The organism is Streptomyces sp. RKAG293 (assembly GCF_023701745.1).
Taxonomy (GTDB): domain Bacteria; phylum Actinomycetota; class Actinomycetes; order Streptomycetales; family Streptomycetaceae; genus Actinacidiphila.
On record NZ_JAJOZB010000001.1, the window covers coordinates 8,547,592 to 8,571,240 of the forward strand.

The 23,649-nt window shown below is 69.3% G+C and carries 14 protein-coding genes; 7 read left to right on the forward strand and 7 right to left on the reverse strand.

Annotated elements, in window-relative coordinates; all coding sequences use genetic code 11:
* Window positions 1-20: 20 nt before the first annotated feature.
* From LNW72_RS37695 to LNW72_RS37710, 4 genes are all read right to left on the reverse strand, one after another.
* Complete coding sequence (locus LNW72_RS37695; protein WP_250979525.1) at window positions 21-1,736, reverse strand: tetratricopeptide repeat protein; 1,716 nt, start codon at window positions 1,734-1,736, stop codon at window positions 21-23.
* Between the two features lie 41 nt (window positions 1,737-1,777).
* Complete coding sequence (locus LNW72_RS37700) at window positions 1,778-2,578, reverse strand: hypothetical protein (protein ID WP_250979526.1); 801 nt, start codon at window positions 2,576-2,578, stop codon at window positions 1,778-1,780.
* Window positions 2,565-3,128 carry a hypothetical protein gene (locus LNW72_RS37705; protein ID WP_250979527.1) on the reverse strand — a complete coding sequence of 188 codons (564 nt, stop codon included), beginning with the start codon at window positions 3,126-3,128 and terminating at the stop codon, window positions 2,565-2,567. Before LNW72_RS37705 ends, LNW72_RS37700 begins: the two co-directional genes overlap by 14 nt.
* Window positions 3,129-3,210: 82 nt before the next feature.
* Window positions 3,211-3,822: an HAD domain-containing protein gene (locus tag LNW72_RS37710; protein WP_250979528.1), complete on the reverse strand. Its 612-nt coding sequence runs from the start codon at window positions 3,820-3,822 to the stop codon at window positions 3,211-3,213.
* A gap of 105 nt (window positions 3,823-3,927) precedes the next feature.
* Here LNW72_RS37710 and LNW72_RS37715 point away from each other — a divergent pair, with 105 nt between their 5' ends.
* Window positions 3,928-5,418 carry a methyltransferase domain-containing protein gene (locus tag LNW72_RS37715; RefSeq protein ID WP_250979529.1) on the forward strand — a complete coding sequence of 497 codons (1,491 nt, stop codon included), beginning with the start codon at window positions 3,928-3,930 and terminating at the stop codon, window positions 5,416-5,418.
* A 75-nt stretch (window positions 5,419-5,493) separates the two neighbouring features.
* Here the strand turns inward: LNW72_RS37715 and LNW72_RS37720 are convergent, their stop codons facing one another.
* Entirely contained in the window at window positions 5,494-5,823 is a 330-nt protein-coding gene (locus tag LNW72_RS37720; RefSeq protein ID WP_250979530.1) for a hypothetical protein, read from the reverse strand.
* A 29-nt stretch (window positions 5,824-5,852) separates the two neighbouring features.
* Between LNW72_RS37720 and LNW72_RS37725 the strand changes: the two genes are divergently transcribed.
* Both LNW72_RS37725 and LNW72_RS41425 read left to right on the forward strand, forming a co-directional pair.
* A complete protein-coding gene (locus LNW72_RS37725; protein ID WP_250979531.1) occupies window positions 5,853-6,866 on the forward strand; it encodes a hypothetical protein in 1,014 nt (337 codons plus the stop codon).
* Complete coding sequence (locus LNW72_RS41425) at window positions 6,850-6,981, forward strand: hypothetical protein (RefSeq protein WP_285369885.1); 132 nt, start codon at window positions 6,850-6,852, stop codon at window positions 6,979-6,981. The genes LNW72_RS37725 and LNW72_RS41425 overlap by 17 nt, the downstream gene beginning before the upstream one ends.
* A gap of 288 nt (window positions 6,982-7,269) precedes the next feature.
* On the opposite strand, the gene LNW72_RS37730 is transcribed toward LNW72_RS41425, so the two are convergent.
* A complete protein-coding gene (locus LNW72_RS37730) occupies window positions 7,270-7,662 on the reverse strand; it encodes a TOBE domain-containing protein (RefSeq protein WP_250979532.1) in 393 nt (130 codons plus the stop codon).
* A 230-nt stretch (window positions 7,663-7,892) separates the two neighbouring features.
* Between LNW72_RS37730 and LNW72_RS37735 the strand changes: the two genes are divergently transcribed.
* The gene (locus LNW72_RS37735) at window positions 7,893-15,278 is read left to right on the forward strand and encodes a SpvB/TcaC N-terminal domain-containing protein (RefSeq protein WP_250979533.1); all 7,386 of its coding nucleotides are present in this window, start codon (window positions 7,893-7,895) and stop codon (window positions 15,276-15,278) included.
* 180 nt (window positions 15,279-15,458) lie between these two features.
* On the forward strand, window positions 15,459-20,642 hold the full coding sequence (locus tag LNW72_RS41855; protein WP_250979534.1) for a neuraminidase-like domain-containing protein: 5,184 nt from the start codon (window positions 15,459-15,461) through the stop codon (window positions 20,640-20,642).
* Between the two features lie 167 nt (window positions 20,643-20,809).
* On the opposite strand, the gene LNW72_RS37745 is transcribed toward LNW72_RS41855, so the two are convergent.
* Window positions 20,810-21,529: a DUF2785 domain-containing protein gene (locus tag LNW72_RS37745; RefSeq protein WP_250979535.1), complete on the reverse strand. Its 720-nt coding sequence runs from the start codon at window positions 21,527-21,529 to the stop codon at window positions 20,810-20,812.
* Window positions 21,530-21,849: 320 nt separating this feature from the next.
* On the opposite strand from LNW72_RS37745, the gene LNW72_RS37750 reads away from it, so the two are divergent.
* Together LNW72_RS37750 and LNW72_RS37755 are read left to right on the forward strand one after the other, a co-directional pair.
* The gene (locus LNW72_RS37750) at window positions 21,850-22,617 is read left to right on the forward strand and encodes a helix-turn-helix domain-containing protein (RefSeq protein WP_250979536.1); all 768 of its coding nucleotides are present in this window, start codon (window positions 21,850-21,852) and stop codon (window positions 22,615-22,617) included.
* A 141-nt stretch (window positions 22,618-22,758) separates the two neighbouring features.
* Window positions 22,759-23,619 (forward strand): hypothetical protein, encoded by an 861-nt coding sequence (locus LNW72_RS37755; protein WP_250979537.1) that lies wholly within the window; start codon window positions 22,759-22,761, stop codon window positions 23,617-23,619.
* Window positions 23,620-23,649: the final 30 nt, after the last annotated feature.

Here is a 23,649-nt window from a genome sequence, read left to right on the forward strand (position 1 = left end):
GCCGTCATGGAGGCGGGCGGTCAGGCCCGGTTGTTGATCGCCGCACCGATATTACCCCCATCCGTGTCGTCACTCAGCTCGGACACAACATCGCGGAGATTCTGTTTGTATTGCTCCTCGTGGGCTCCGAACTCCATCCAGGTGCTGGCCAATTTCCACTGGGTATTGAAGGCTGCCACGCTGTCGTCGTAGTACCTGCTGCTCTGGCTGAACCTGATCTCGAAGGCACTTAGTCCGCGACGGGTCCGAAGGTCCGGGTTTGCCGTCATAAAGGGTTCAAAGAATCCCATGTCGGTGGTGAGGAGCGTGGACCCGGAGATGTCCATCGGGGTCAGCCGCAACTCTATGAGGTCTCCGTATCGTGCCTGGAGCCTCAGATAGGACTGGATCACCGGGAGGAACGTCTCCAGGTAGTACTGGCTGTCCTCGACGAGGTCCACGATGTTCTGGACGTTGGCCTTCTCCGTCGTCGCGTCGCGCTTGCTGAAGACGGCCAGGCTGTTCCACGGGCTGCTGAGCACGACGTGGAAGTGGATATGTCGTTCGAGCGCGCGAATGATCGCGGGATAGAACAGGTCCACGTGGCTGAGGAAGTATGAGGCGCCGGCGTGCGCGATCAGCCGGATGATGGATCGCTCCCTCGTGAGCGCCGCCTTCTTCGCCTCGTTGCGCTCGGTGTTCTGCTGAGGCCGGTACACCTGATCGATCAGGTAGGGAAGTTCCTGGGCGGGTGACACGGCGGCACGCAGCCGCGCGAGGGTGCGACGCACTTCGAGAGTCTGGGGATGATCCCTGCCGAGCGTTAGGGCGGAGTTGTCCGCGACGGTCTCCAGCAGGGCAACGGCGCGTTTCCTTCGAGCGTCGAATGTCGGGCCTTGCCCCGCTGCCGTGAACTCCGCTTCGGCCAGGGACGCCTGGGTGATGATGGTCTGCCGATGGCCGGAACCGAGAATCGCCGAGGCGTTCAGAGATATGGTCTCCAGATCGCCCAAGGCCTGTTCGCTGATGTCGATGTCATCGGATGCCGCGGACATCTCGAACTTCGCGGCGGTCAGGGCCGACAGCGCCGCGAGGGCTCTCGGATGGTCACTTCCCTTGACGCGAACGAACTGATCGGCCGACTTGCTGAAGTCGTCCAGTGCTCGTCCGATGGCCGGCACGTCCTGCTGGAGCCTGGCGATGTCGAGCAACACCCAGTCGGTGGTCAGCCGGGCCTCCGGATTGTCGACGCTCCAGTACTTCCCCATGGCCCGCACCGACTGTTCCGCCCATATTCTGGCGTCCTCCAGGTCGTCCGCCCGCAGACTCACGGCACTGAGGTTGGAGAGGATCCGGGCGAGCTCAGGGGCGGCGCTGCGGCGCGCCCTGTTGAGGGCGCAGCTGAGGACGAGCCGGGCCCGCTCCAGATCACCGTGTTCCGCCAGCAACATGCCGAGGTCGTTCCAGACGGCGGCGGGGTAGATCTCCTGGTCGGCCTCCGATATCTCCATATGGCGCAAGGTCAGATCGACGGTGGTCAGTGATCCCTGCTTCAGGCCGAGGGCTGACAGAAGCTTCGCGAAATGGGCGAGTCGCTGGGCGATCGCCTGGTGGGGTTCCCCCACCAGATCGCGGTGGCGGAGACACGCCACGAATCGCACAAGGAGATCATCTCCCGTCGGGCGCGATTCGCCCGATTCCAGGAGGCAGCCCTCCGCCAGCTCTATGGCGTCGTTCAGGGTCTCGAGTGCGTTCACGTTTCCTTGCGGAGCGCTGCCACCCATGGGTGATCGTTCTGTCATGACAGCCGTCCCCTCCACAACGGGTATATGTTGCCGCCCAGATCGGATCTTTCGAGAGCCTCCGCTATGGCTTTTCTGGAGGAGGAGTCATCTTCCAGATCTCCTTCCTCCGCCACGGCGTATGGCTTGACCAGCGGAGAAGTCTGGATGCCCGCCGTGCCGCTCGCTGACGTTCCGTCGCCGGTGCCCGGCCATATCCCGGCCGGGGCGACCAGTCGGATACCTCCCAAGCTGCGAACCACCTCCTCTATCGTCACGGCGAACGCCGAGTCGGCCGGCGCCGTGCAGTACGGAGGCCTCTTGACGAGAAGGCCCAGTACGGTGGGTGCGCGATGCGGGGCTTCGCGTTCGATCGGGCTGCCGGAGAACTGCCGGTGGTCATCGCACGGCCCGTCACACTGCAGGCGGAGGGCGTTGACGACCCTGTGCTTCGTGCTTCCGTACAGCAGGGAAATGTCGACGACACTGCCGGACAGAAAATCGTCGGAGTCCGATAATCGATGAACGGCTTTCCAGGGGTCGCCGTGCTTCACCCGATCGAAGACGGCTTCGGGAAGCGGTGGCGGTTGCTGGAATCCAAGCCTCAGTAACGCCAGGTCGGACAGCATGTCATGGTCCTTCAGCAGCCCGGTCGCGAACGTTCCGTCCGGCAGGCGAACCTTCAACGGCTCACTGTCGGACGGGCGATCCCGAAGGCAGTGCTCGGCGGTGACAGCAAAGTTCCGTGTCAGCCTTACTCCGAATCCCAGGAGGAGATCGTCGCGGAATATCTCTATGAAGTTCTCATTGTGCGTCACGCGTCGGACCCCCCGTTCGGTTCCAGAAGCGAACCCCCTTGCGCTTTCCGTGCCCATCGGCACGCGCCTCCGCGCGCAGCAGTTCGACGAAGCGCCGGTCCGCCTCCTCCGCTCTCCTGACCCCGTCCATGACGATCACCCATAAGGGATCTCGGTCGGAGCGCCGGGGGTTGGTCTCCTCCTGGGTCTTCCATATACCCCAGGCATTGATCCACTCACGCATGGCCTCGAAGGTCTTTTCATGCGCCGCGAGGAGCTGATCGGACGCATAGATCTCGAGCTTGGCCAGGACGGGGGTGATGTCCGCCCGGTCGGTCTGGGGATTCCGGCGCTCGGGGAGGATTCCCGTCCGGAGCATCTCCCCGCGGTCGTGGGCAATACGGTGGATCAGGATCAGGGCTTCGTCGTAGACCGCCATACGCCGATCCCAGACGCGCTGCTCGCGCTCACGCCTGGTGGTGGAGCGCTGCGCGATCCCGACGCTGCAGAGCGAAGCGAGGGCGCCCAGCGCGGTTCCGATCAGTACAGCTTCGGGGGGAGTGAGTCTCACGCCGCCATCGTGTCGCTGAGCCCGGCCGTACGGGCCCGTAATCAGCGAAGTGCGGCTCGGGGCAGGGCGCCATGGGCGATTTTCAGCCTGTCGGCCGGGAGGGGTGATGTCCCGTACCGCGGGGCGGATGCATCCCGGTGGTTCGGCACAGCCAGTCCTCGAGGGCGAGGAAATCCCGTTCGGTCAGGCCCCAACGGGGGTCGACACGGTGGAGGAGGGCTTGTCCCTGGTGCTGTGCGGACACCCAGGTGCGGTCGGCGTCGGTGATCTCATCGTCGACCCAGACGAAGGCGCGGCCTGCGGCCCACGCGACGAGGGTGCGGGTCTTCCAGTGCAGTCCAGCGCGTTCATCCAGAGCATCCACGGCACTTGGCTGATTCGGTTCGTCCTCGTCGGATGGCTCGGGCCAGCTCACGACCGGCAGGTCCGGCAGGCCCAGCAGCGGGGCGATGCACTCGTTCGCGTCGGCCATCCAGGTTGTGGCCCAGACCAGATCGCACGGCAGCGCGGCCAGCCGGGGGCCGTACTCGGGGTTGATCCTGGCCAGGAGCGGATGCGTACCGGCCCCCTGCGGGCCGGTACTGGTCCGATACGTCGGATAGCCGTCGGGACGTTGTTGCGGTGTCGCCCCGAACGGGATGAGGGGGCCGTCGACATCGAGGAAGAGCAGTGGGCGTTGGGGGGAACCGGTCACGGTTGCACGATAGTGGCTGCCTTCGTCGAGTCCGGTCGCCCGACGCGAGCCACCGGGTGGTGTGTCAGTGGTGGCTACTACGGTGGTGGGCAAGGAAAAGTACGGATGAGCACGCGGGCGACCATCGGGGGACACATGACGGACCGGCCTGGACTTCCGGAGGATCTGGACCGGCCCGAGCGGATGTGGGAACGCGGCGCGGTGCTGGCGTTGATGGATGCTGTCAGCACACTGGGCGCCGAGTACTCCCTGAGTGATGACGGGTTGACGTGCCACCACTCCAACGGGAGCTGGACGCTGAACCTGCTGCCGGACGGCGGTAGGGCCTTCTTCCTCGGTCAGGATGTCGACTGCAGCGACACCACCTACGCGGGGGACGAGCCCGTCGATGTGCTGGTGGGCGCGCCGGACTGGCTGCCGAAGGACATGCTGCGCGAACTCGTCGACGGCTATGAGCTGGGCTACCTGTACTGGTGGGAGGACGGGAAGTGGGCTCGCGCGCCGTACCCGGACTTCGTCGAGGACGACGGGTTGATCGCCTCGTGCAACCGGGGCGTGCTCGACAGCGCCGCGCTGCTCGAGAACTTCGACATCGGGGATGCCGAACGGGCCAAGTTCGCCGGGCGGTTCATCGCCCGGGTCGCGGAGCGATCCGTCGACACGGCGTTGCTGAGTGAGCTGATGAGCCCCCACCGGTATCCGAGTGACAAGGAACGCGAGTCCCTCCTGGCGGCCGCCGAGGCACTGGCGCTGCGGCTGGGTGTGGCCGCGCCGGCCGACTCTCCCGGCACCCGGGTCCGGGAGGTCGCGGCGCGCTACGACGAGTTGGCCGAGGGCTACGACCGGACGGGACCGCCGTTCTACGCGCTTGCCGGGCAGATCCTCGTCGATGCGATGGAGCTGACTCCTGGCGGCCATGTGCTCGACGCGGGGTGCGGGCGCGGGGCGTGCCTCTTTCCGGCTGCTGCCGCGGTAGGGACGGCCGGCCGGGCTGTGGGGGTGGACATCTCGCCGGGCATGGTCCGCGCCACGGCCGCGGAGGCGGCTCGGCGCGGGCTGAGCCAGGTCGAGGTGCTGGTCGGCGACGCGGCCGCGCCGGAGTTCGTGGCGGGCACCTTCTCCGCGGTGACCTCCGGGTTCGTCCTGCGTCAGCTGACCGACGTGTCCGCCGTACTCCGCTCCTACGGCCGGCTGCTGCGGCCGGCGGGAACGGTGGGGATCTGCGACTTCGTACCGGGATTCCCGTCCGAGTGGGCCGACGTGGAGCGGGCCCTGGCTCCGGCCGCACCGGTGGAGGACTCGCTCGCCACGCACCTGACGGCCGCCGGATTCACCGGAGTGCGGGAGAAGGACAGAACCGTCGAGCTGACCTTCGCCGATCCGGCGCAGTGGTGGGAATACCTGCCGTGGAGTGTGCACCGAGCGAGGGTGATGGATCTCTCTCCCGAGCAGCGGGAACACGCACGGGCTGCGGCCTGCGCAGCGGCGCAGCGGCTGGGTGCCCCGGACGGTTCGCTGGTGATGCCGGTACGGATCCGCTGCACCATCGCGACGCGTGCCCGAGAACTCCGCACCCCCGGCACGGATGCCGTCTGACCGACTGGATCCATTGCCGGTACCAACCCGAACCGCTGCCGACTCCCCACACCGGAGCCGTCACGTCGCAGGCGCTCAGATCAGCAGGAGCCCCGCGATGACCGACGCCGCGTTGGCCGTCACGGATGCCGCGTAAGGGACCGGGCCGGTCAGCCGGAGCAGACGGCGGAGGAGCAGCGCCTCCACCACGCATACGGCTGCTTCGGCCGCGGCGAAGTACGCCCAGTAGTCGGCGGCCGGGACGTGGGCGAGGAACCACCAGAGGGGCGGGTGCGTCACACAGTTGACCATCAGGGCGGCGGCACCGGCGCGCGCCGGCCGGACGCGGGCCGGTACGGTGAGCGCCGCGACGTAGACAGGGACCTCGACGAGCAGAGTCAGGGCGAGGGCGAACAGGTACGGCACGGCGGGATCGTGTCACGGGGAGGGGACGGATGGCGAGCGCGCAGGCGGCGGGCCTGCCCGCCGTGCGGGGGCTGGGCGCCGCGCCGGTGGTGGGGTTCGTGTGCGCGGCGGCCGTCGCACTGGTGGCGGCGCTGCGGCTGCCGGCCGGGACGGCCGTCCTAGGGCTGGCGACGTTCGGAATCCTGCACAACGTGCTGGAGCTTCGGTACGTGGCCGGCCGCTTCGAAGGGGTGCTGCGCGGACCGTTCCTGCGGCTGCTGGGTCTGCTGATCACGGGGATCGTGGTGTGCCGTCTGCTGCCGCCGTCGACGGTGACGCGCACCGGCGAGATCCTGCTGGCCTACGGGCTGCTGGGCACCGCGTGTGTGCACGCGCTGCGCTCCCGGCCGCCCCTGCTGGCGGCCTCGGTCACCGTGCTCGCGGCGGCGGCCGGCACCTCACTGGCCTTCCCCGCCTATCACTTCGTGGTGCTGACGCATCTGCACAACATCGTGCCGCTGCTCTTCCTGTGGGAGTGGTCGCGCCGGTTGCCGCAAGGGCGGGCCACTTTCCGCGCGGTGCAGTGCGGGTGGGTCCTGGCCGTGCCCACGCTGCTGATGGCCGGGGTGTTCGATCACTGGCTGGCCGCCGGTACGGCCTGGACGGACCGGTTGTCCGCCGCGTACACGCCGCCGGCCTGGCTGGACTCGACGGTGAGCCTGCGCTTCGTCGCCGTGTTCGCCTTCCTGCAGACCATGCACTACGTGGTCTGGGTCTGGTTCCTGCCGCGTTACGCGCCCGACGCCACGCGGTCGTTCGAGCGGCGCGTGCCGGTACTGCGCGGCTGGCGGGCCTGGGCGCTGGGCCTGGGCGTGGCCGCCGCGCTGGCGTCACTGTTCGCGACGGACTACGCACAGGGCAAGGCGCTGTACGCGGCGATCGCGAGCTACCACGCCTATCTGGAGTTTCCGGTCCTGCTGATGCTCATTCTGGGGATGGGTCCGGCCCGGGCTCCGGTCGCCGGGCCCGTCGAAGGGAAGAACGCACGTGTCTCTACTTGCTGATATCGCTCCCGATCCGCCCTCCTCGGGCGGGCATGTCGTCCTCACGGTGGTGGGGGTTCTGCTGCTGGTCGGTGTCCTGGTGCTCGTCATGGTCGCGCTGTCCCGCCGCAAGTGAGCGGCGGGAACCGAGCGCGGGAACCGAACGGCGGGAACCGAACGGCGGGAACCGAGCGGCTGGAACCGAACGGCGGAACCCGGCGACCACGGTCATGCACCGGCCACCTCGGCGGCGCGCGTCAGCGACGGATCAGGCGGACATGGGTGACCGCAGCGGAGCTGACCTGCTCGGCCACCTGATAGCCGTCGATCGCGTCGCCCATCGTCGAACAGGCGCACGCGGGTGCGGATGAATCTGCGTCGAACGAGACACGGCCGAATCGACAGCTCCTCCGAGAATTCTCCCTCAGGCGAGGTCGATGTGGACGCTGGTGGACTTCACGCGGGCGGTCGCCTGCATGCCGACCTGCAGCTGCAGCTCCTCGACGGCCTCGCGGGTGAGCAGTGAGACCAGCCGGTGGGGCCCGGCCTGGATCTCGACCTGGGCGGCGACGTCGCCCAGCTTCACCGCGGTGACGATGCCGGAGAAGGCGTTGCGCGCGGATGTGTACGCCTCGCCGTTCTCCGCGGCGGCCTCCTGCGCGACTTCCACGCAGAAGGCGGCAAGATCCGGGCCGTCGACGAACCGGCGGGTGTTCTCGCGATGGGTGGGGAAACGGCCGGCATCCGCCCAGCGCCGCGCCGTGTCGACGCTCACGCCGAGCAGGTTCGCCGCCTGACCAATGGTGTAGGACTCCATGAGCCGAACACTAAACCCAACTCCGTGCGCTTCCGTCGGCGGCAGCGCTGGTGGGCGCGGTTTCGGAGACCCTCACGCGACACGTCACCACCCGCTCCACGACCGGTGGCCGGTGCTCCGGTCCGCTGACCGGAACGCGGCATGACAGGGGGCTCCCGCCGCTCCCATGCTGCAGACCGTCAGTCCGACTCCTTCGTGGGATTCGGCGATGTCGAAGCGGGGGCGGGTCAATGAGCGGCGGAGCGGATTCCACGGCGGAGGGTGCGGTGCTGTCGCTGCCGAAGGGCGGCGGTGCGGTAGGCGGCATAGGGGAGACGTTCACTCCGGACCTGTTCACCGGGACGGGGAACTTCACGGTGCCGATCACGGTCCCCGCCGGCCGGCTCGGCTTGGCACCGCACCTGTCGCTGGGTTACAGCACCGGTAACGGGAACGGGTCGTTCGGGCTGGGGTGGCAGCTGAGTCTGCCGGGGGTGTCCCGTAAGACGTCCCGAGGCATTCCCCGCTACGCGGACCCGGCGACGGCCGGGCCCGCCGGGCCCGGGGCGGACCCGGCCGATGTGTTCGTCCTGTCGGGGGCCGAGGATCTGGTTCCCGTCGACGGCGGCCGGCCGGGCCGGGTGCGGTACCGGCCGCGGACGGAGGGCCTGTTCGCCCGGATCGAGCACGTCAGGGACGCCTCCGGCAACTACTGGGAGGTCCGCGGGAAGGACGGTCTGCTGACCCGTTACGGGACGCCCCGGCCGGCCGGCGCCGACGCCACCTGGCGCGACCCCGCGGTGGTCGCTGATCCTGATGATCCCGACCGGGTGTTCGCGTGGCGGATCACCCGTACCGAGGACGCGCTGGGCAACGTGATCCGCTACGACTACCTGCGCGACCACGGCCAGGAGCCGGGACACACGTGGGACGGCCCGCTGCTCGCCCGGATCTCCTACGCGGACTACGGAGACCGGGCCGAACCGTCGTTCCTCGTCGCGGTGGACTTCGACTACGAGTCGCGGCCCGACGCGTTCTCGGACCACCGGCCCGGGTTCGAGGTGCGGACGTCGTTGCGCTGCCGCACCGTCCGGGTGACCACGCACGCAGCGGACGGCATCGCCCGGGTGGCCCGTGAGTGCCGGTTCGCCTACCAGCAGGCCGGGTTCAACGGTGTATCGCTGCTCACGCGCGTCGACGTGGTCGGGATCGACGACCAGGTTCTGCCGCCAGGCCAGGACCCGCCGCCACGCCAGGATCTCCCCTCGGGCCAGGATCTGCCCCCGGGCCAGGACCCGCCGCCGGCCCAGGATCCGCTGCTGGAGAACCTGCCGCCGCTGACCTTCGCCTACTCGGGTTTCGATCCGGCCGGGCGCCGGTTCGAGGCGCTGGCCGGGCCGGCCCTGCCGACGGCGTCGCTGGGCGACCCGACGCTGACCCTCGTCGACCTACAGGGAACGGGACTTCCCGACCTGGTCGAGCTCGGGGCCACGAAGCGCGTATGGCGCAACGCCGGCGGCGGCCGGTTCGAGCTCCCCCGTCAGCTGGCCCAGGCGCCGCCGGTGTCCCTCGCCGATCCCGGGGTGCGCTTCATGGACGCTGACGGTGACGGTCGCGCCGATCTGGTCGTGCCCGAGACGACCTCGGGCGGACGGACCGCGGGGGTGACGGCCGGCTACTACCCGATGACGTTCGCGGGCGGCTGGAGCCACCGCTCGTTCCGGCGCTACCGGCAGTCGCCGTCGGCCCGGCTCTCCGATCCGAACGTGAAACTGGTGGACCTGACCGGTGACGGGCTGACCGACGTGCTGCGTTCGGGTACCCGTCTGGAGTGCTGGTTCAACGACCCCGATCCGAGCAAGGCGTGGCAGCGCACCGCACAGAGCACCGCCCCGCTCGTGGATCTGGCGGATCCCCGGGTGCGGTTCGCGGACATGACCGGCGACGGACTGCAGGACATCGTGCTGCTCCGCAACGGGAACGTCGCGTACTGGCCGAACCAGGGCCACGGACGCTGGGGAGCGCGCGTCACGATGCGCCGGTCGCCCCGGCTGCCCGACGGCTTCGATCCGCGCCGGGTGCTGCTCGGCGACGTCGACGGGGACGGCGCGGCCGACCTGATCTATGTCGACCACGGGCGGGTGCTGCTGTGGGGCAACCGGTCCGGCAACGCCTGGACCGAACAGCCGGTGACGATCACCGGCACTCCGGCTGTGACGGGCAGCGACTCCCTCCAGCTGTCCGACGTGTACGGGACCGGGATGGCCGGCCTGCTCTTCAGCCGGGCCGCGGACGGTTCGGGGAGGCCGCACCTGCGCTTCCTGGACTTCGCCGGTGGCGTCAAGCCGCACCTGCTGACCGTGATGGACAACCACCTCGGCGCCACCACTCAGGTCACGTACGCGCCGTCGACACAGGAGTACCTCCGCGACCAAAGCTATCCGGAGACACGCTGGCGCACCACCCTCCCGTTCCCGGTGCACGTGGTGTCCCGGGTCGAGGTGGCCGACGCGATCTCGGGCGGCCGGCTGACCACGAAGTACCGCTACCACCACGGCTACTGGGACGGCGTGGAGCGGGAGTTCCGCGGCTTCGCGATGGTCGAACAGCTGGACAGCGAATACTTCGGCACGGCGCCCACGACAGGGCCCGGCGCGGTCCCGGACGGGCACTTCTCGCCGCCCACCCTCACGAAGAGCTGGTTCCACCCGGGACCGGTCGCCGCCGTCGAGGCGGGGGAGTGGACCGAACTGGATCTGCGGCACGAGTACTCCGGCCTGGACGTACCGATGCTGTCCCGCCCGCCGGGGCAGACCGCCTTCCTGGCCGCCCTGCCCCGAAGCGCCCGCAGGGCCGCGCTGCGGACCCTGCGCGGCCAGTTGCTGCGCACGGAGCTGTACGGCCTGGACGGCACCGACCGCGAGCACCGCCCCTACACCGTCACCGAGTCGATCTCCGGAATGCGGGAGGAGTCGCCCGTGCCGGACCAGGGTCAGTCGACGGACGTGCGGGAACGGATCTTCTTCCCGTTCGGCCTCGGCAGCCGGACCACGCAGTACGAGCGCGGTGACGAACCGATGACCCGGTTCGCCTTTCCCGTCGGCCATGACGCCTACGGGTTCCCGGCAGGGCAGCTCTCCATCGCCGTCCCCCGGGGCCGCGACCCGATGGCCGCCGTCGCCGCCACGACCACGCCGTACCTGGCCACGTACGCCACCACCGAGTTCGCCCGCCGCGACGACGCCGACCACTATCTGATCGACCGGGTCGCCAGAACGACCAGCTACGAAGTGGTCGACGACGGCCGGCTCAGTGTCGCGCAGCTGCGCGACGCGATCCTCGCCGGCCCGACGCAGGCCGGGCTGTCGTTGCGCGTGATCGGCCACGCCCGCACGTACTACGACGGCGACGCCTTCACCGGACTGCCGCTCGGCACTCTCGGCGACCACGGGCTGCCGGTACGGGCGGAGTCCCTCGCCTTCACGGACGCCTTCCTCGACGCCCTCTACCTGCCCGGCGACCCGCTCGCGACCGGCCCGCGGCCGGTCTACCTGGCCCCCGGCGGGGTCACCGCGTGGACCGCTGAGTACCCGCCCGAGTTCCGCGCGGCCCTTCCGGCTCTCGCCGGCTACACCCACTACGCGGACATCGACGTGCCCGGATCGCCCGGCGGGTACTACGTGACCGGCGCGCGGCACCGGTACGACGTGCACCTCGCGGGCCGGGTGCCGCGAGGACTGGCGGTCGCGTCGCTCGACCCGTTGGGCGCGCTGAGCCAGATCGTCCACGACGAGCACGACCTGCTGCCGGTGCGGTCGGTGGACCCCGCCGGGTTGGCGAGTGAGGCAGCGAGCGACTACCGGCTGCTGCGCCCCCACACGCTGACCGACGCCAACGGCAACACGGTCTCGGTGACCTTCTCCCCGACCGGACTGGTCACCGCCCAGTACGTGCGGGGCAAGAACGGCGAGGGCGATCGCGACACGCCGAGTTCGCGGACGACCTACGACCTGCTCGCGTTCGCCGAGCGCGGCCAACCGGCATCGGTGCGCACCGAACGGCGGGTGCACCACGACATGGACACCGACGTCCCCGCCGCCGAGCGCGGCGAGACGATCGTGTCGGTGGCGTACTCCGACGGGTTCGGCCGACTGCTGCAGACCCGCTCCCAGGCCGAGGACACCCTCTTCGGCGACCTGGCCTATGGCGGCGGCGTCATACCGGCCGAGGACCTCGCGCCGGTGGGCGACACCACCGGGCGCACCCGGGGACCGTCGGACCCGGACAACGTGATCGTCTCCGGCTGGCAGATCTACGACAACAAGAGCCGGGTGGTGATGAAGTACGAGCCGTTCTTCGCCACCGGCTTCGCCTACGCGCAACCGCTCGACGACCGGCTCGGGCAGAAGGCGACGATGTTCCACGATCCCCGGGGGCAGGTGGTGCGGACGCTGAACCCGGACGGCAGCGAGCAGCGCGTCATCTTCGGAGTCCCAGCCGATCTGGGCGTCCCCGAGGTGTTCGAACCCACGCCGTGGGAGACCTACACCTACGACGCGAACGACAACGCGGGTCGCACTCACGGCGACACCGCCGCGCCCTACCGTGGTCACTGGAACACCCCGGCCAGTATCGAGATCGACGCGCTGGGCCGCACCGTGCGTGCCGTCGCGCGCAACGGCGTGGCGGATGCGGACCGGTTCACCACCAGGTCCGCCTACGACATCCCGGGCAATCTCGTCTCGACCACCGACGCGCTCGGAAGGCCGGCCTTCACGTACTCCTTCGACGTGGCCAAGCGGCGCTGGCGGATGGACGGCATGGACATCGGACGTCGCGACGCGGTGCCCGACGCCCTCGGCCGGCCGGTCGAATCCCGTGACAGCAAAGGGGCGTTGACCCTCGGCACATTCGACGTGCTGCACCGGCCGAGCCGGGTGTGGGCGCGCGACGGCCGGTCCGGTCCGGTGACGCTGCGCCAGCTCGTCGAGTACGGCGACGGGGGTGCCGTCGGGCAGCCGGCCGCGGACCGGGCCGCCGCTCGCGCGCTGAACCTGCTCGGCCGTCCTGTCCGGCACCACGACGAGGCCGGGCTCATCTCCGTCGCGGCAGTCGACTTCAAGGGCAATGTTCTGGAGTCCAAGCGGCAGGTGGTCGCCGACGCGCCGATCCTCGCTACGTACGAACAGGCCAGGAGCAAGGGCTGGCAGGTGGTGCCCTTCCGGATCGAGTGGACTCCAGCGGCCGGCCAGACCCGGGCGGCCCGCGACGCGCAGCTGCTCGAGCCCGGTGGTTATGTCACCACGACGAGCCGCGACGCGCTCAACCGGATCGTCAGGCATGTGTTCCCGACCGATGTGGAGGGGAGCCGCAGGGAGCTTCGACCGACGTACAACAGGGCCGGCGCGCTGGAGCAGGTGCGCCTGGACGACGCGGTCCATGTGCAGCGGATCACGTACGACGCCAAGGGCCAGCGGGCCCTCATCGCCTACGGCAACGGGGTGATGACCCGCTACGCGTTCGACCCGCACACGTTCCGGTTGCTGCGGCTGCGCAGCGAGCACTACACCCTCGCCGGCGACCTCACCTATCGCCCGGCCGGGGATCCGCTGCAGGACCACCACTACGACTACGACCTGGTCGGGAACCTCCTGGCCATCCATGACCGGGCGCCCGGCAGCGGCATTCCCAACAACCCCGAAGCGCTGGGTGCCGCTGACCCGGTACTGCGCAAGTTGCTCGGCAGCGGTGACGCGCTCGACCGGCGCTTCACCTACGACCCGGTCTACCGACTGCTCACCGCGACCGGCCGCGAGCACCAGGCGCCGCCTGCCGGGGACCCGTGGCCCGGCCTGCCGCGCGGTACCGACGTCACGAAGGCGCAGGCGTACACGGAGACGTACCGGTACGACGCGGCGGACAACATCCTCAGCCTCGGCCACGGCGGCACCGGCGGCTTCGGGCGCGACTTCACCATGGCGGCCGGTGGCAACCGGCTGCAGCGGATGTCCGTTGGGAAGACGCCGTACGACTACACCTTCGACGGCAACGGGAACACGGTCGCCGAGACGACCTCGCGGCACTTCGAGTGGAACCACTCCGACCAGCTCACGGTGTTCGCCACCCAGACCGCGGGCGCCGAGCCGTCCGTGCACGCCCAGTACCTCTACGACGTGACCGGCCATCGGGTGAAGAAGTTCGTCCGCCGCCAGGGCGGTGCCGTGGAGGTCACCCACTACCTCGACGAGGTGTTCGAGCATCACCGCTGGGCCCCTGCGGCCACGTCCACGGGGACCGCGTCCACTGCCGTCCCCGGGACAGGCGAGAGCAACCATGTACATGTGATGGACGACCGCCGGCGTGTCGCACTCGTCCGCCTCGGCGCCGCCCATCCCGATGACCGCGGCCCGGCCATCGCCTTCCATCTCGGGGACCACCTCGGCAGCAGCACCGCCGTCCTCGACGAGACCGGTACCCTCACCAACCGCGAGGAGTACACCCCCTACGGTGAAACCAGCTTCGGTAGCTTCACCCGTAAGCGCTACCGGTTCACCGGCTGCGAGCGGGATGAGGAGAGCGGTCTTAACTACCAGCAGGCTCGCTATTTCGCTCCGTGGAGCATGAGATGGTGCAGCTGCGACCCGCTGGGAATCGTCGACGGGCTGAACCTCTATCTGTACGTTCGTGCCAACCCGCTCCGGATGGTGGACACCCGGGGCACGAACGGTGATTCCGTGAATGACGCTCTGGACGGGGCGCTGAGTCACATCGACTCGGCGGAGAACCCGTTCATGGCCTCCGGGAAGGCCGGAATGCGGTCCATCCCCATATCCATGGACATCGACGAACCGTTGGCGGTCGGAGAGAGAGGTGTCTCCGTTGGCGATGCGCGGGGCAGGGCACTCGACGTGTCGAACCGTCAACTCCTGGACCCGGCCACGAATCGCTCCACCAAGTACCTCGGCGCTGATGCGCGAGCTACGAACCTCAGTCGTGGGGCCGTTTCGGTAGCCGATGACGCGAACATCCTGATGACCAGGAACTTCAACGAGATAACCGAGATGAGAACGATCTTCGCCCAAGCTGTCGCCAAGATACGTGATCCCATGGGAATGTCCCCCACCGCACTCAAGACAGCGATCAATAGCCATATCTGGGACATCATCAAAACCGACACCGGTAGTGCGGCGACTCGCGTTCGGGCTGCTCTCAGTGATCTCGGGTTCGAGAATGTCCCCGGCAAGGGATACCGCATGATGGCGCCGGCAGGGGCTTCCAGTGGCGCGCCAAGTGCGGCAGCCGGAGAGTCGGCGGTGGCCGAGGTGGCGGAAGTGGGATCCGGTTTGAGCAAGGCCGGACGCGTCTTCGGGTTCATCGGCAAGGCAGCCATAGCCATACCCGTCGCCTACCGATCCTTCATGGTCGGCGCCGAGCTCCGCGAAGGACACGGATGGGCGGCCCTGAAGCAAGTGGGGCTGCTCGCCTGGGACCTGTCGCCCGGCCCGATCATGCTGGCGGGAGCGACCGCCCGGCAAGAACTCACGGAGCACATGCGGGCCACCATGCACGATCCGAAGCAGGCGGAGGCAGCGCTCCGTATGTCCTGCCTCTCCTGGTCGCCCTCCTGCCATCAGTAGACGGGGTCCCGCTCCCCGCCGTGGTGGCCGGGAGCACTGTCAGGAACACCACTTCACTTCCTTCGATCCCGGACGGGGTTTCTCGTGATGGACAGAGCACTATCAGCAGTGGACAGTGGACCGGTCGAGTCCATCGTCATACCGCCGGACGGGCCGCCACCGCCCGACATCCTGGAAAGCGTGAGTGTTTCCGCGCAGGCCGGGCGGGTGGTGGCGGGGGTCGCCGCCACGGTAGCGGTGACCGCCTACCGGGGCGCGAGCTTCAGCTGGGACTTCATCAACGGGGGATGGAAACCGACTCCTCTCGTCACGTACGTACAGACAGCCGTCAGCGTCGACGGCGTCGAGAAGGTCCGGGAGAACCGCAGCGGCGGAGCCTTCACCCTGACGTTCCCGACCCCCGGAACCCACTCCGTCACAGCTGAAGCGGTCACCGACAGGGGGGAGATCGTCCGGTCCGGTCCGGTCACCTTCCAGGTGGCGTCGCCGCTTCCGCCGGCGTTCACGGTGACGGCGCCGGCCGAAGGCGCCGTGGTCGATCTGGGGGAGCGAGGCGGGTTCGTCGACGTGAAGGTCAGCATTCCGGCCGACCAGTTCTTCCCCGTCACGGTCAGCATCGCCCTGGACGGTCAGCTCGTCGTGGCCGAGACGATCTCCAGCACCCAGTACCAGACGACCCTCACCCCCGGCCCGATGCCGCTGGGGGCGCGGCCCATCGCGGTGACCGTCGCCGACCGGGACAACGCCTTCTCGACGAAGACCCGAACGATAACCGGCCGTGACATCGGACTGCCGACCGTGCCGGTCACCGCGCAGCCCGACGTCGTCGGTGACGACCACGGGAAGGGGATCGCGCAGCTCAGCGGAACCGCGGCGGATCCCCAGAGCGGGATGATCGGCGGAAAGGCGGCGGTGGCCTGGGCTCTGAGCCCCGATGGAAAGAGAGAGCAGGCGCGGCCGCTGTCACCCGGCGACTTCCGCAACTGGCTCGCCGACGTGCCGCTGGAAGGGTTCGGCGCGCACACGGTCTATGTGTGGGCGACCGACGCGGCAGGCAACACGATGCCCGCTCCGACGAAGTTCCCGGTCGACGTCGTCAGCGGCTACCTGCCGAAGACCCTGGAGGAACGGCTCAACGAACGCGAGTACCTGGCTGCCCTGTTGTCCTTCACCCAGGAGCAGGTCAGGGTTCCGGGACCACCGGAGGCGTCGCTGGACACCGCCACCCTGGTCCGCGTTCTGGGTCAGCCGCTCGACCGGCTGAGCCAGCCGGTGTCAGCTGAGGCGGACCGGGGCAACGTCGGGATCAACCAGCTGCGCGTGCCCGTCGAACTCCTCCGGGCACGTATTGCCGCCATCAAGACCCCCACCGGCCCCGGGGCGGCAGGGGAGGAGGCCTACCGCAACGCGGCGTACGCGTCGCTGCTCGCCGCGGTGGGCACCTCCTACGCGGAACTGCGGATGGTCCGGGGCGCCGCGCCCGCCGTTCGCCAGGCGCTGGCGGCACGACTGGGCATCCGGTTGTCGGCGGCCAAACCCGATGAGCTGGACCAACTGGTGCTGGACGGCCCGGGGCTCACCGAAACGGCGCTGGAGACCCTCTTCGGTCTCACCTCCACCACCCAGTCGGACCCGCTGCGTATGCCATCGACACCGCGCCTGCTCACCTGGCAGCTGGCCGGGCTGGCGCTGTCCTGGGCCGATCAGGACCAGCACCCGAACGCGCCGCGGACGTACGGGGTGCTCGCCGACCCGGATGTGATCAGCGCCGACGACGTCATCGAGGGACCGAACGGTGACCCCGTCCGGCTGTTCCTGACGCAGCGGGCCGGGACGCTCGCCAGCTACGAGCAGATGCTCGACACACTGCGCATCAATGCCGCCACCGCGATCCTGGGACTCACGGCCATGGTGACCCAGGCGTTGCCCGGAGTCGACCTCGCCCGTTGGGAGAGCAAGGAGAACCTGGGCGCCGACATCAGTGGCCTGCTCGCGTCGGCCGGACTGAGCCGGCCCGGTTTCCTCCTCCTGCGCAAGCTCGCCCGGCTCGCCGCCACCGGGAACCTCACGGCCGCCGAGTGGAAGGACGCCGTCGCGGTCCTCACCGGAGCCCACAAGCGCCAGCAGTTCCCGGTCTGGGTGACTGAGGAGACCGCGTTCGCGCTCTCCCCCGACTACTTCGTCCTCTCGGGTGCCGGTCCGCGGGTCAGCGCGTACCGCGTCGACGGCGATGCCCGTCACGACTGGCAGTCCGTGCTGCGCAGCAGGACCACGCAGCGCGAGGACGTCGTCGAAGGGAACGCGCAGGCGGTCATCGCGGCCGAGCAGGCCGCCCTGCCGATCCTGCGTGACGCGCTGCTCGACGATCTGAAGCCCACGACCACGGGTGTCATCGGCGAGGAGATGACGGCCCTGTTCCTCGTCGACGTCCTCGCCGGCGGAACGCTGCGCACCACCCGCGTCAAGCAGGCGCTGGAGAGTATTCAGTCACTCCTGTCCGCCAAGAGATCCGGCGAGATGCTGCCGACGCATCCCGCGTTCAGCTGGAAGCTCGGTAACCCTGACGCGTTCACCCGCGCATGGGTCTGGATGGGCGAAATGGGAAACTGGCAGGCCGCCACCACGGCGTTCCTGTTTCCCGAGCGCAACCTCGATCCGACACTGCTGGTGTCGCGTGGCAGGCCGCAACTGGCCGCCTTCTTCGAGGCCATCCGCGGGCCGGGCGTCTTCAGCGCACAAAAGGCCGTGAAAGCAGCGGGCGACTACGCGGGCTCAGCCTTCAAGTATCTTGACCCTCCCAGGTCGGCCACCCACCAGGACGACCTCAGGAAGCTCCAGGTGGGCAGGCCGGATGCGGAGAACCGGGAGACCTTCTGGGCCGTGCCTCTCCTGCTGGCCCAGCGTCTGCAGACTGCCGGTGACTACCGTGCGGCGCTCGACTGGTACTGGGTCGTGTACCCCTACGACGACGGCGTGGCCAAATCCAGCTACCTCCGGATCACCACCGAGACGGCGGTCCGCCCCGATCTCAAATTCCCTCCGCAGTGGACGGAGAAGCTGGATCCGTTCGGGCTCGTGGACAACCGGCCGGCCCCCTACACCCGGGCCACGCTGCTGGCGGTGATCCGGTGCCACATCGACTTCGCGGACTCAGAGTTCAGCCGTGAGACCGATGAGTCGGTCGCCCACGCCAGGACCCTCTACCTCGCCGCCCGCCGACTGCTCGCCGTCCCCGCGCTTCGCCCGCTCGAGCCGACGAATCCCGGTGAGCCGATCCTGCCGATCCCGGAGTTGGAGTCGCTGTCGGCGCGGGTGAACGTACAGCTCGCCAAGTTGCGGCAGGGGCGGAACATCGCGGGCATGCCCCGTACGCAAGGTTTCGTCGGGACGATCACGGTGAGCCAGCCCACGCCCTTCCGCTTCAAGGCGCTGATGGAACGCGCCCATCAACTGGTCGCCCAGGCGACCCAGATGGAGGCGGGCTACCTCGCCGCACTTGAGAAGTACGACGATCGCAGCCTGCGGGCCTTCGACGCCGGCAAGGGGATCGACCTGACCAACGCACAGATCAGCCTCGCCACGAGTCGGGTGACGGAGGCCAACGACGCGGTCAAGGCGGCGGCAGCCCAGCGTGCCAAGGCCGACGTCATGGTCAGGACCTACGACCGGCAGATCAATCTGCCGCCGAACCAGTACGAGCACGACCTCCTCGACCAGTACGGCGAGATGCGATCCGTCAGGGAGGAGATCAACGGCGTCGACACGGCGATCGGCATCATGCAACAGGCCTACAACGCGGCCGACCTCGCCGGTGCGATCTTCTCCGGCGGCGCCAGGCAGGCCATCGCCATGACGATCATGGCCGGCGTGGGCACCAAGGGCATTCTCCAGGCCAATCAGATCAACCTCCAGTCCCAGATGGACGCCAACCAGCTCAAGGCCGGCATCGAACAGCACAAGGACGAGTGGCGCCTGCAGAAGACCTCCGCGGAGCAGGACGCGCTGGTCGCGGCCGCGCAGGTGGTGACGGCCAACGACCAGGTCGGCATCGCCACCCAGGAGCGGGCCATCGCCACCCTCCAGCGCGATCAGGCGGCAGCGACGCTGAAGTTCCTCAACGACCAGTTCACCAACGCCGACCTGTATCTGTGGATGAGCAACACGCTCGGCGGGGTGTACCGGTACTTCCTGCAGCAGGCCACCGCCACCGCACGGCTGGCGCAGGCGCAACTGGCCTTCGAGCGCGCCGAATCGGCCCAGACCCTGATCGGCAACGACTACTGGCAGACGCCGGCCGAGACGACCGACACCAGCAGTCAGGTCAATCGCCGGGGGCTGACCGGAGCGGAACGGCTCAGCCAGGACCTGAGCGGCCTGGAGGAGTACGCCTTCCGGTCGGAACGCAGACGTCTCAACCTGTCCCAGACGTTCTCCCTCGCTCAGCTCATGCCGGTGGAGTTCCTGGAGTTCCGTCGTACCGGATCCATCGCCTTCGCCACCCCGATGTCCCTGTTCGACCGGGATTTCCCCGGTCAGTTCTGCCGGATGATCAGCCAGGTGCGCCTCAGTATCGCCGGGCTCTTCCCGCCGGACCGGGGCGTTCGCGCCACGCTGGCCTCCAACGGCATCTCGCGGGTGACCACCCGGCAGGACAGCGGTTTCAAGGACATCATCGTGCGACACGACCCCGGATTGGTGGCCCTGACCTCACCGGTCAACGCAAGTGGGGTGTTCGAACTCGATGCCCAGGCCGACATGTTGCGGCCATTCGAGTCCAGCGGCGTGGACACCACGTGGGAACTCCAACTTCCGCCCGCAGCGAATCCGATCGACTTCGCCGCGATCGCCGATGTGATGCTCACGATCGACTACACGGCCCTGTACGACGACGGCTACCGCAGCCAGCTGATCACTCGGTTCAACGGCGCCTGGGAGCGCGGTTCGGACCGGGTGTTCAGCCTGGCGACCGACTTCCCCGACCAGTGGTACGACCTCAACAACCCCGTCGACCCGAAGGCCCGCTCGGTCACGATCAACCTGCGGGACGTCGATTTCCCGGTCGGGATCTCGAGCCTCGTCGCCTCAGCGGTCGCCGTCCGGCTCGACAGTGGTGAACCGGTGCCCAACACGCTGCTGTCGCTGCGTCGCATCAAGGGCGGCGGAAGCGCTACGACAACGGACGGCACGGCCAGCACCCGGCGGGGCAACGCCGCGACCTGGGCCTCGCTCTCCGGAACCAGTCCCAGGGGAGACTGGTTCCTCGGATTCGGTGAGGACGCCGCCGCTCTGTTCGACTCCGGCAAGCTGGACGACATCCAGCTGGTCGTCAGCTGGACCGGACAGGGACCGGCCTGGACGTCCTGACCCGATGGAACCATCCGCCCGGACGGGCGGCCACGCACGGTGGCCTCCCGTCCGGGCGGCGTCATGCGGTCAGGCGAGCCAGCCGTACGGCAGCCGTAGCACGGCGGCGACCCGAGCGGCGACGACCGGAGCGTGCGGCGGAACGCCTCCGTCTGCCAGGCCGCGGGTCAGATGGAGATGGAGGGACTGCAGCGTGGCGAAGGTGTTGAAGGCCCAGGGGGAACAGGGCCGGGGCCACCACCGTCGAGGGCGTCCGTCACGACGCCCAGCCAGCCGGTGGCCTGCTCGGCCGTCAGCTCCGGAGCGAGCAGGATGCGGCTGAGCGCGTGGGCGAGACGCGCATCCTCCAGCTGTGCGTAGCGGTAGTCGGTGTGTTCGGCCGTCATCCTGCGGGCGCACAGTTCGAGCAGTCCGGTGCGGCGGGCGGGCAGCGCCCGTCCGAACGCGGCGGCCGCGTCGGCGCCGTGGGCGACGGCGTGCAGCCAGCCGAGGGAGTCGTCCCAGCCGCGGGTGTCGCGTTCCGACGGGTACCAGGAGGCGAATCCGGCGTACCAGCGCTCAGCGGCCGTCTCCGGCAGGGTGCCGGGGGCAGCCTGTCCGCGGGTCAGAACGCAGCGGAGCACGAGCGGTGCGAAGGTCCTGGCCTGGATCTCCCGATGGGTGAAACGGTCCGCGGCGGTGTCACCCAGGTCCTCCAGGACCTCGTCGAGATGGCCTTCGCGTATCCAGCGCGCGGCGGCGGTGTAGGCGTGCTCGTCCCGGATTTCGGGGTCGGGGGACACGAGCATGGCCGCCAGCTCGTCGACGAGCCGGGCGGCCGGCACAGTGACGGGGAACGGGAAATCCGTGGCGGCGATCGACGACCAGTCGACAAGATCCGTACGCATCGTGCGAGCCTTCCACGCCCATCGAGGACCGGCAAGGAAAGCGATCGGTTCCCGGTTCCGTCTTTGCGCCGCGAGATGGGCGTCAACCCGGTGGGCCGGGCGTACTACGACCTGTCCACGTCGCGGTGCGTACGGAACTCACGCTCCGCGGTGCTGAACTCGAGCACCGCCGGAGCCGTATTTCCCTGCGAAGCCGGAGGTGCGGGGTACGCGCCGGCGTTCGGTCAGGGTGGGCGGCGCGCGCGGCCGTGGGTGTCGGTCGACGACACCACGGGCAGCGCCGGCAGCGTGGTGATCGCATCGAGACGGGGGTCTCATCGATGAGGCAGTTGAACGAGCCGTTGAACCGGCCAGACGCATACGAGCCGGAGACCGGGTCCCTGGCGCACTTCTCGCCGTGGGCCGGCGGGCGTGGTGTGCTGCAGGGCGCCTTCGGGCTGCTGGGGGCCGTGGACCGGGCCGGGGAGGCAGGACTGACGAGGCTCGCGTCGGAGTGCGGGCTGCCCAAGACGACCGCGTACCGGCTGTTGGAGCAACTCGTCGCGCTGAACGCCGTCGAGCGGTGTCACGGGGGATACCGGATGGGTCCGCGCATGTTCCAGCTCGGGCAGGAGTGGCAGCCGCATCCCGGGCTGCGGGCCGCGGTGCGGGAGCCCGTGCGCCGCCTGCGGGGTGCGACCGGCGCGACCGTGGGCATCAGCGCGTTACGCGAGGGGAGGACGCTGGTACTGGACTGGACGCCTGGCGAGGACACGGCGCTGCCGCCGCCGCGCAGCGGCACGGTCTGGCCGTGGTTCACCGCGGCGGGCAAGGTGCTGGTGGCCGGGGCGGACCGGGCCCTGCCGCTCGACCGGCTCCCCGCGTCCTGGCCTCGCGAAGCGGCCGCGATCCGGGCCCGCGGTGCCGCGTTCGACCGCGAGGAGGTGGTGCCGGGAGTGTGCTGCGTGGCCGTTCCGCTGTACGCCGCGGACGACGTCCCGGTGGCGGCGTTGTGCGTCCTGACGCATCCCGCACAGCGTCTGGAACGGCTCGCGGATGTCGTGCAGCGCACGGGAAAGGCGATCAGTGCGTCCCTGCGCGTCCGGTGAGCGCCGTGCGTCAGGGGTGGTTGGGCGCCGGATGGACTGATCCGGCGCCCCGGGCACGCGAACTCGACCGTGCAAGGTGGCGACGGCCCTCTTCACCCGGGCCGGACGGGCTCCTATCATCCGGTCAAGGGGGACAAAACCATGGCTGCGAACCGAGGGACCCACGTCGCGCTCGCCGCGTTAGCGGCCCTGCTCCTGATCTTCGGCGTCTACGGCATCATCCAGGTCGTCTCCGACGACTCGCCCGCTCCGACATCGCAAGGGTCGTCCAGCGGTGGAGGCGATGGGTCCGCGGGATCCGGGGGCTCCGGGGGCTCCTCGGGCGGGGGCGGGAGCGGTGGGTCGGGGCAGTCCGGCACCGCCAGGATCTCCGGGCCGACCGTGGACAACGTCTATCCGCTGGACCAGTCCGACAGCCAGGGCCGCTACCGGGCCGACGCGTGTTTCGTGCTCGTCAACAACGACGCCGATGTTCCCGTGCAGTTCGAGTCGGTCAGCGTGCTGGGGGCTCAGGCACAGATATCCGACCGGCCGTGCGAGGTGCGCGCGCTCGATGACGACGGCGAACCCGCCTCATGGAACATCCGCGACGGAGCGCCGGACGTGCAGGACCCGGTGAACGCCTGCTCGTCCGGGACCCTGCTGGAACCCGCAACGCAGGCGCCGAGGCACGGTTGCAGCATCCGGTTCGCCAGGCCGGACGGGCTCGGCGCCGGGAAGGCGACACTCGACGTCAAGGTCACGGTGCGGTGCGTGTCGCGTTCGCCCCGCCCGTGCTCGCTGCTCGGCAGGCAGTACGCGCCTTCCTCCGGGCAGCCCGTGACGGCGCTCGTCACCACCACACGGACGATGACCTTTGCTCCGGACTCCTCGGCTTCCGGCGGTGGTACCGATCATCCCGACCCGTCGGATTCGTCCTCGGACGACACCCAGGGCCCGACCGGTGACCCCTCCGGCGTGACACCGTCCGACTCCGCGACGCCCTCCGAGGGCGGGACGTGACCCCGGATCCCGAACCGACTCCCGATCCCG

Excerpts from the sequence above, each read along its gene's own strand:
- LNW72_RS37715 (WP_250979529.1), top strand. The coding sequence starts at position 3,928 with ATGAGCACGCGGGCGACCATCGGGGGACACATGACGGACCGGCCTGGA.
- LNW72_RS37725 (WP_250979531.1), top strand. The coding sequence starts at position 5,853 with ATGGCGAGCGCGCAGGCGGCGGGCCTGCCCGCCGTGCGGGGGCTGGGC.
- LNW72_RS37730 (WP_250979532.1), bottom strand. The coding sequence starts at position 7,662 with ATGGAGTCCTACACCATTGGTCAGGCGGCGAACCTGCTCGGCGTGAGC.
- LNW72_RS37735 (WP_250979533.1), top strand. The coding sequence starts at position 7,893 with ATGAGCGGCGGAGCGGATTCCACGGCGGAGGGTGCGGTGCTGTCGCTG.
- LNW72_RS37745 (WP_250979535.1), bottom strand. The coding sequence starts at position 21,529 with ATGCGTACGGATCTTGTCGACTGGTCGTCGATCGCCGCCACGGATTTC.
- LNW72_RS37750 (WP_250979536.1), top strand. The coding sequence starts at position 21,850 with ATGAGGCAGTTGAACGAGCCGTTGAACCGGCCAGACGCATACGAGCCG.
- LNW72_RS37755 (WP_250979537.1), top strand. The coding sequence starts at position 22,759 with ATGGCTGCGAACCGAGGGACCCACGTCGCGCTCGCCGCGTTAGCGGCC.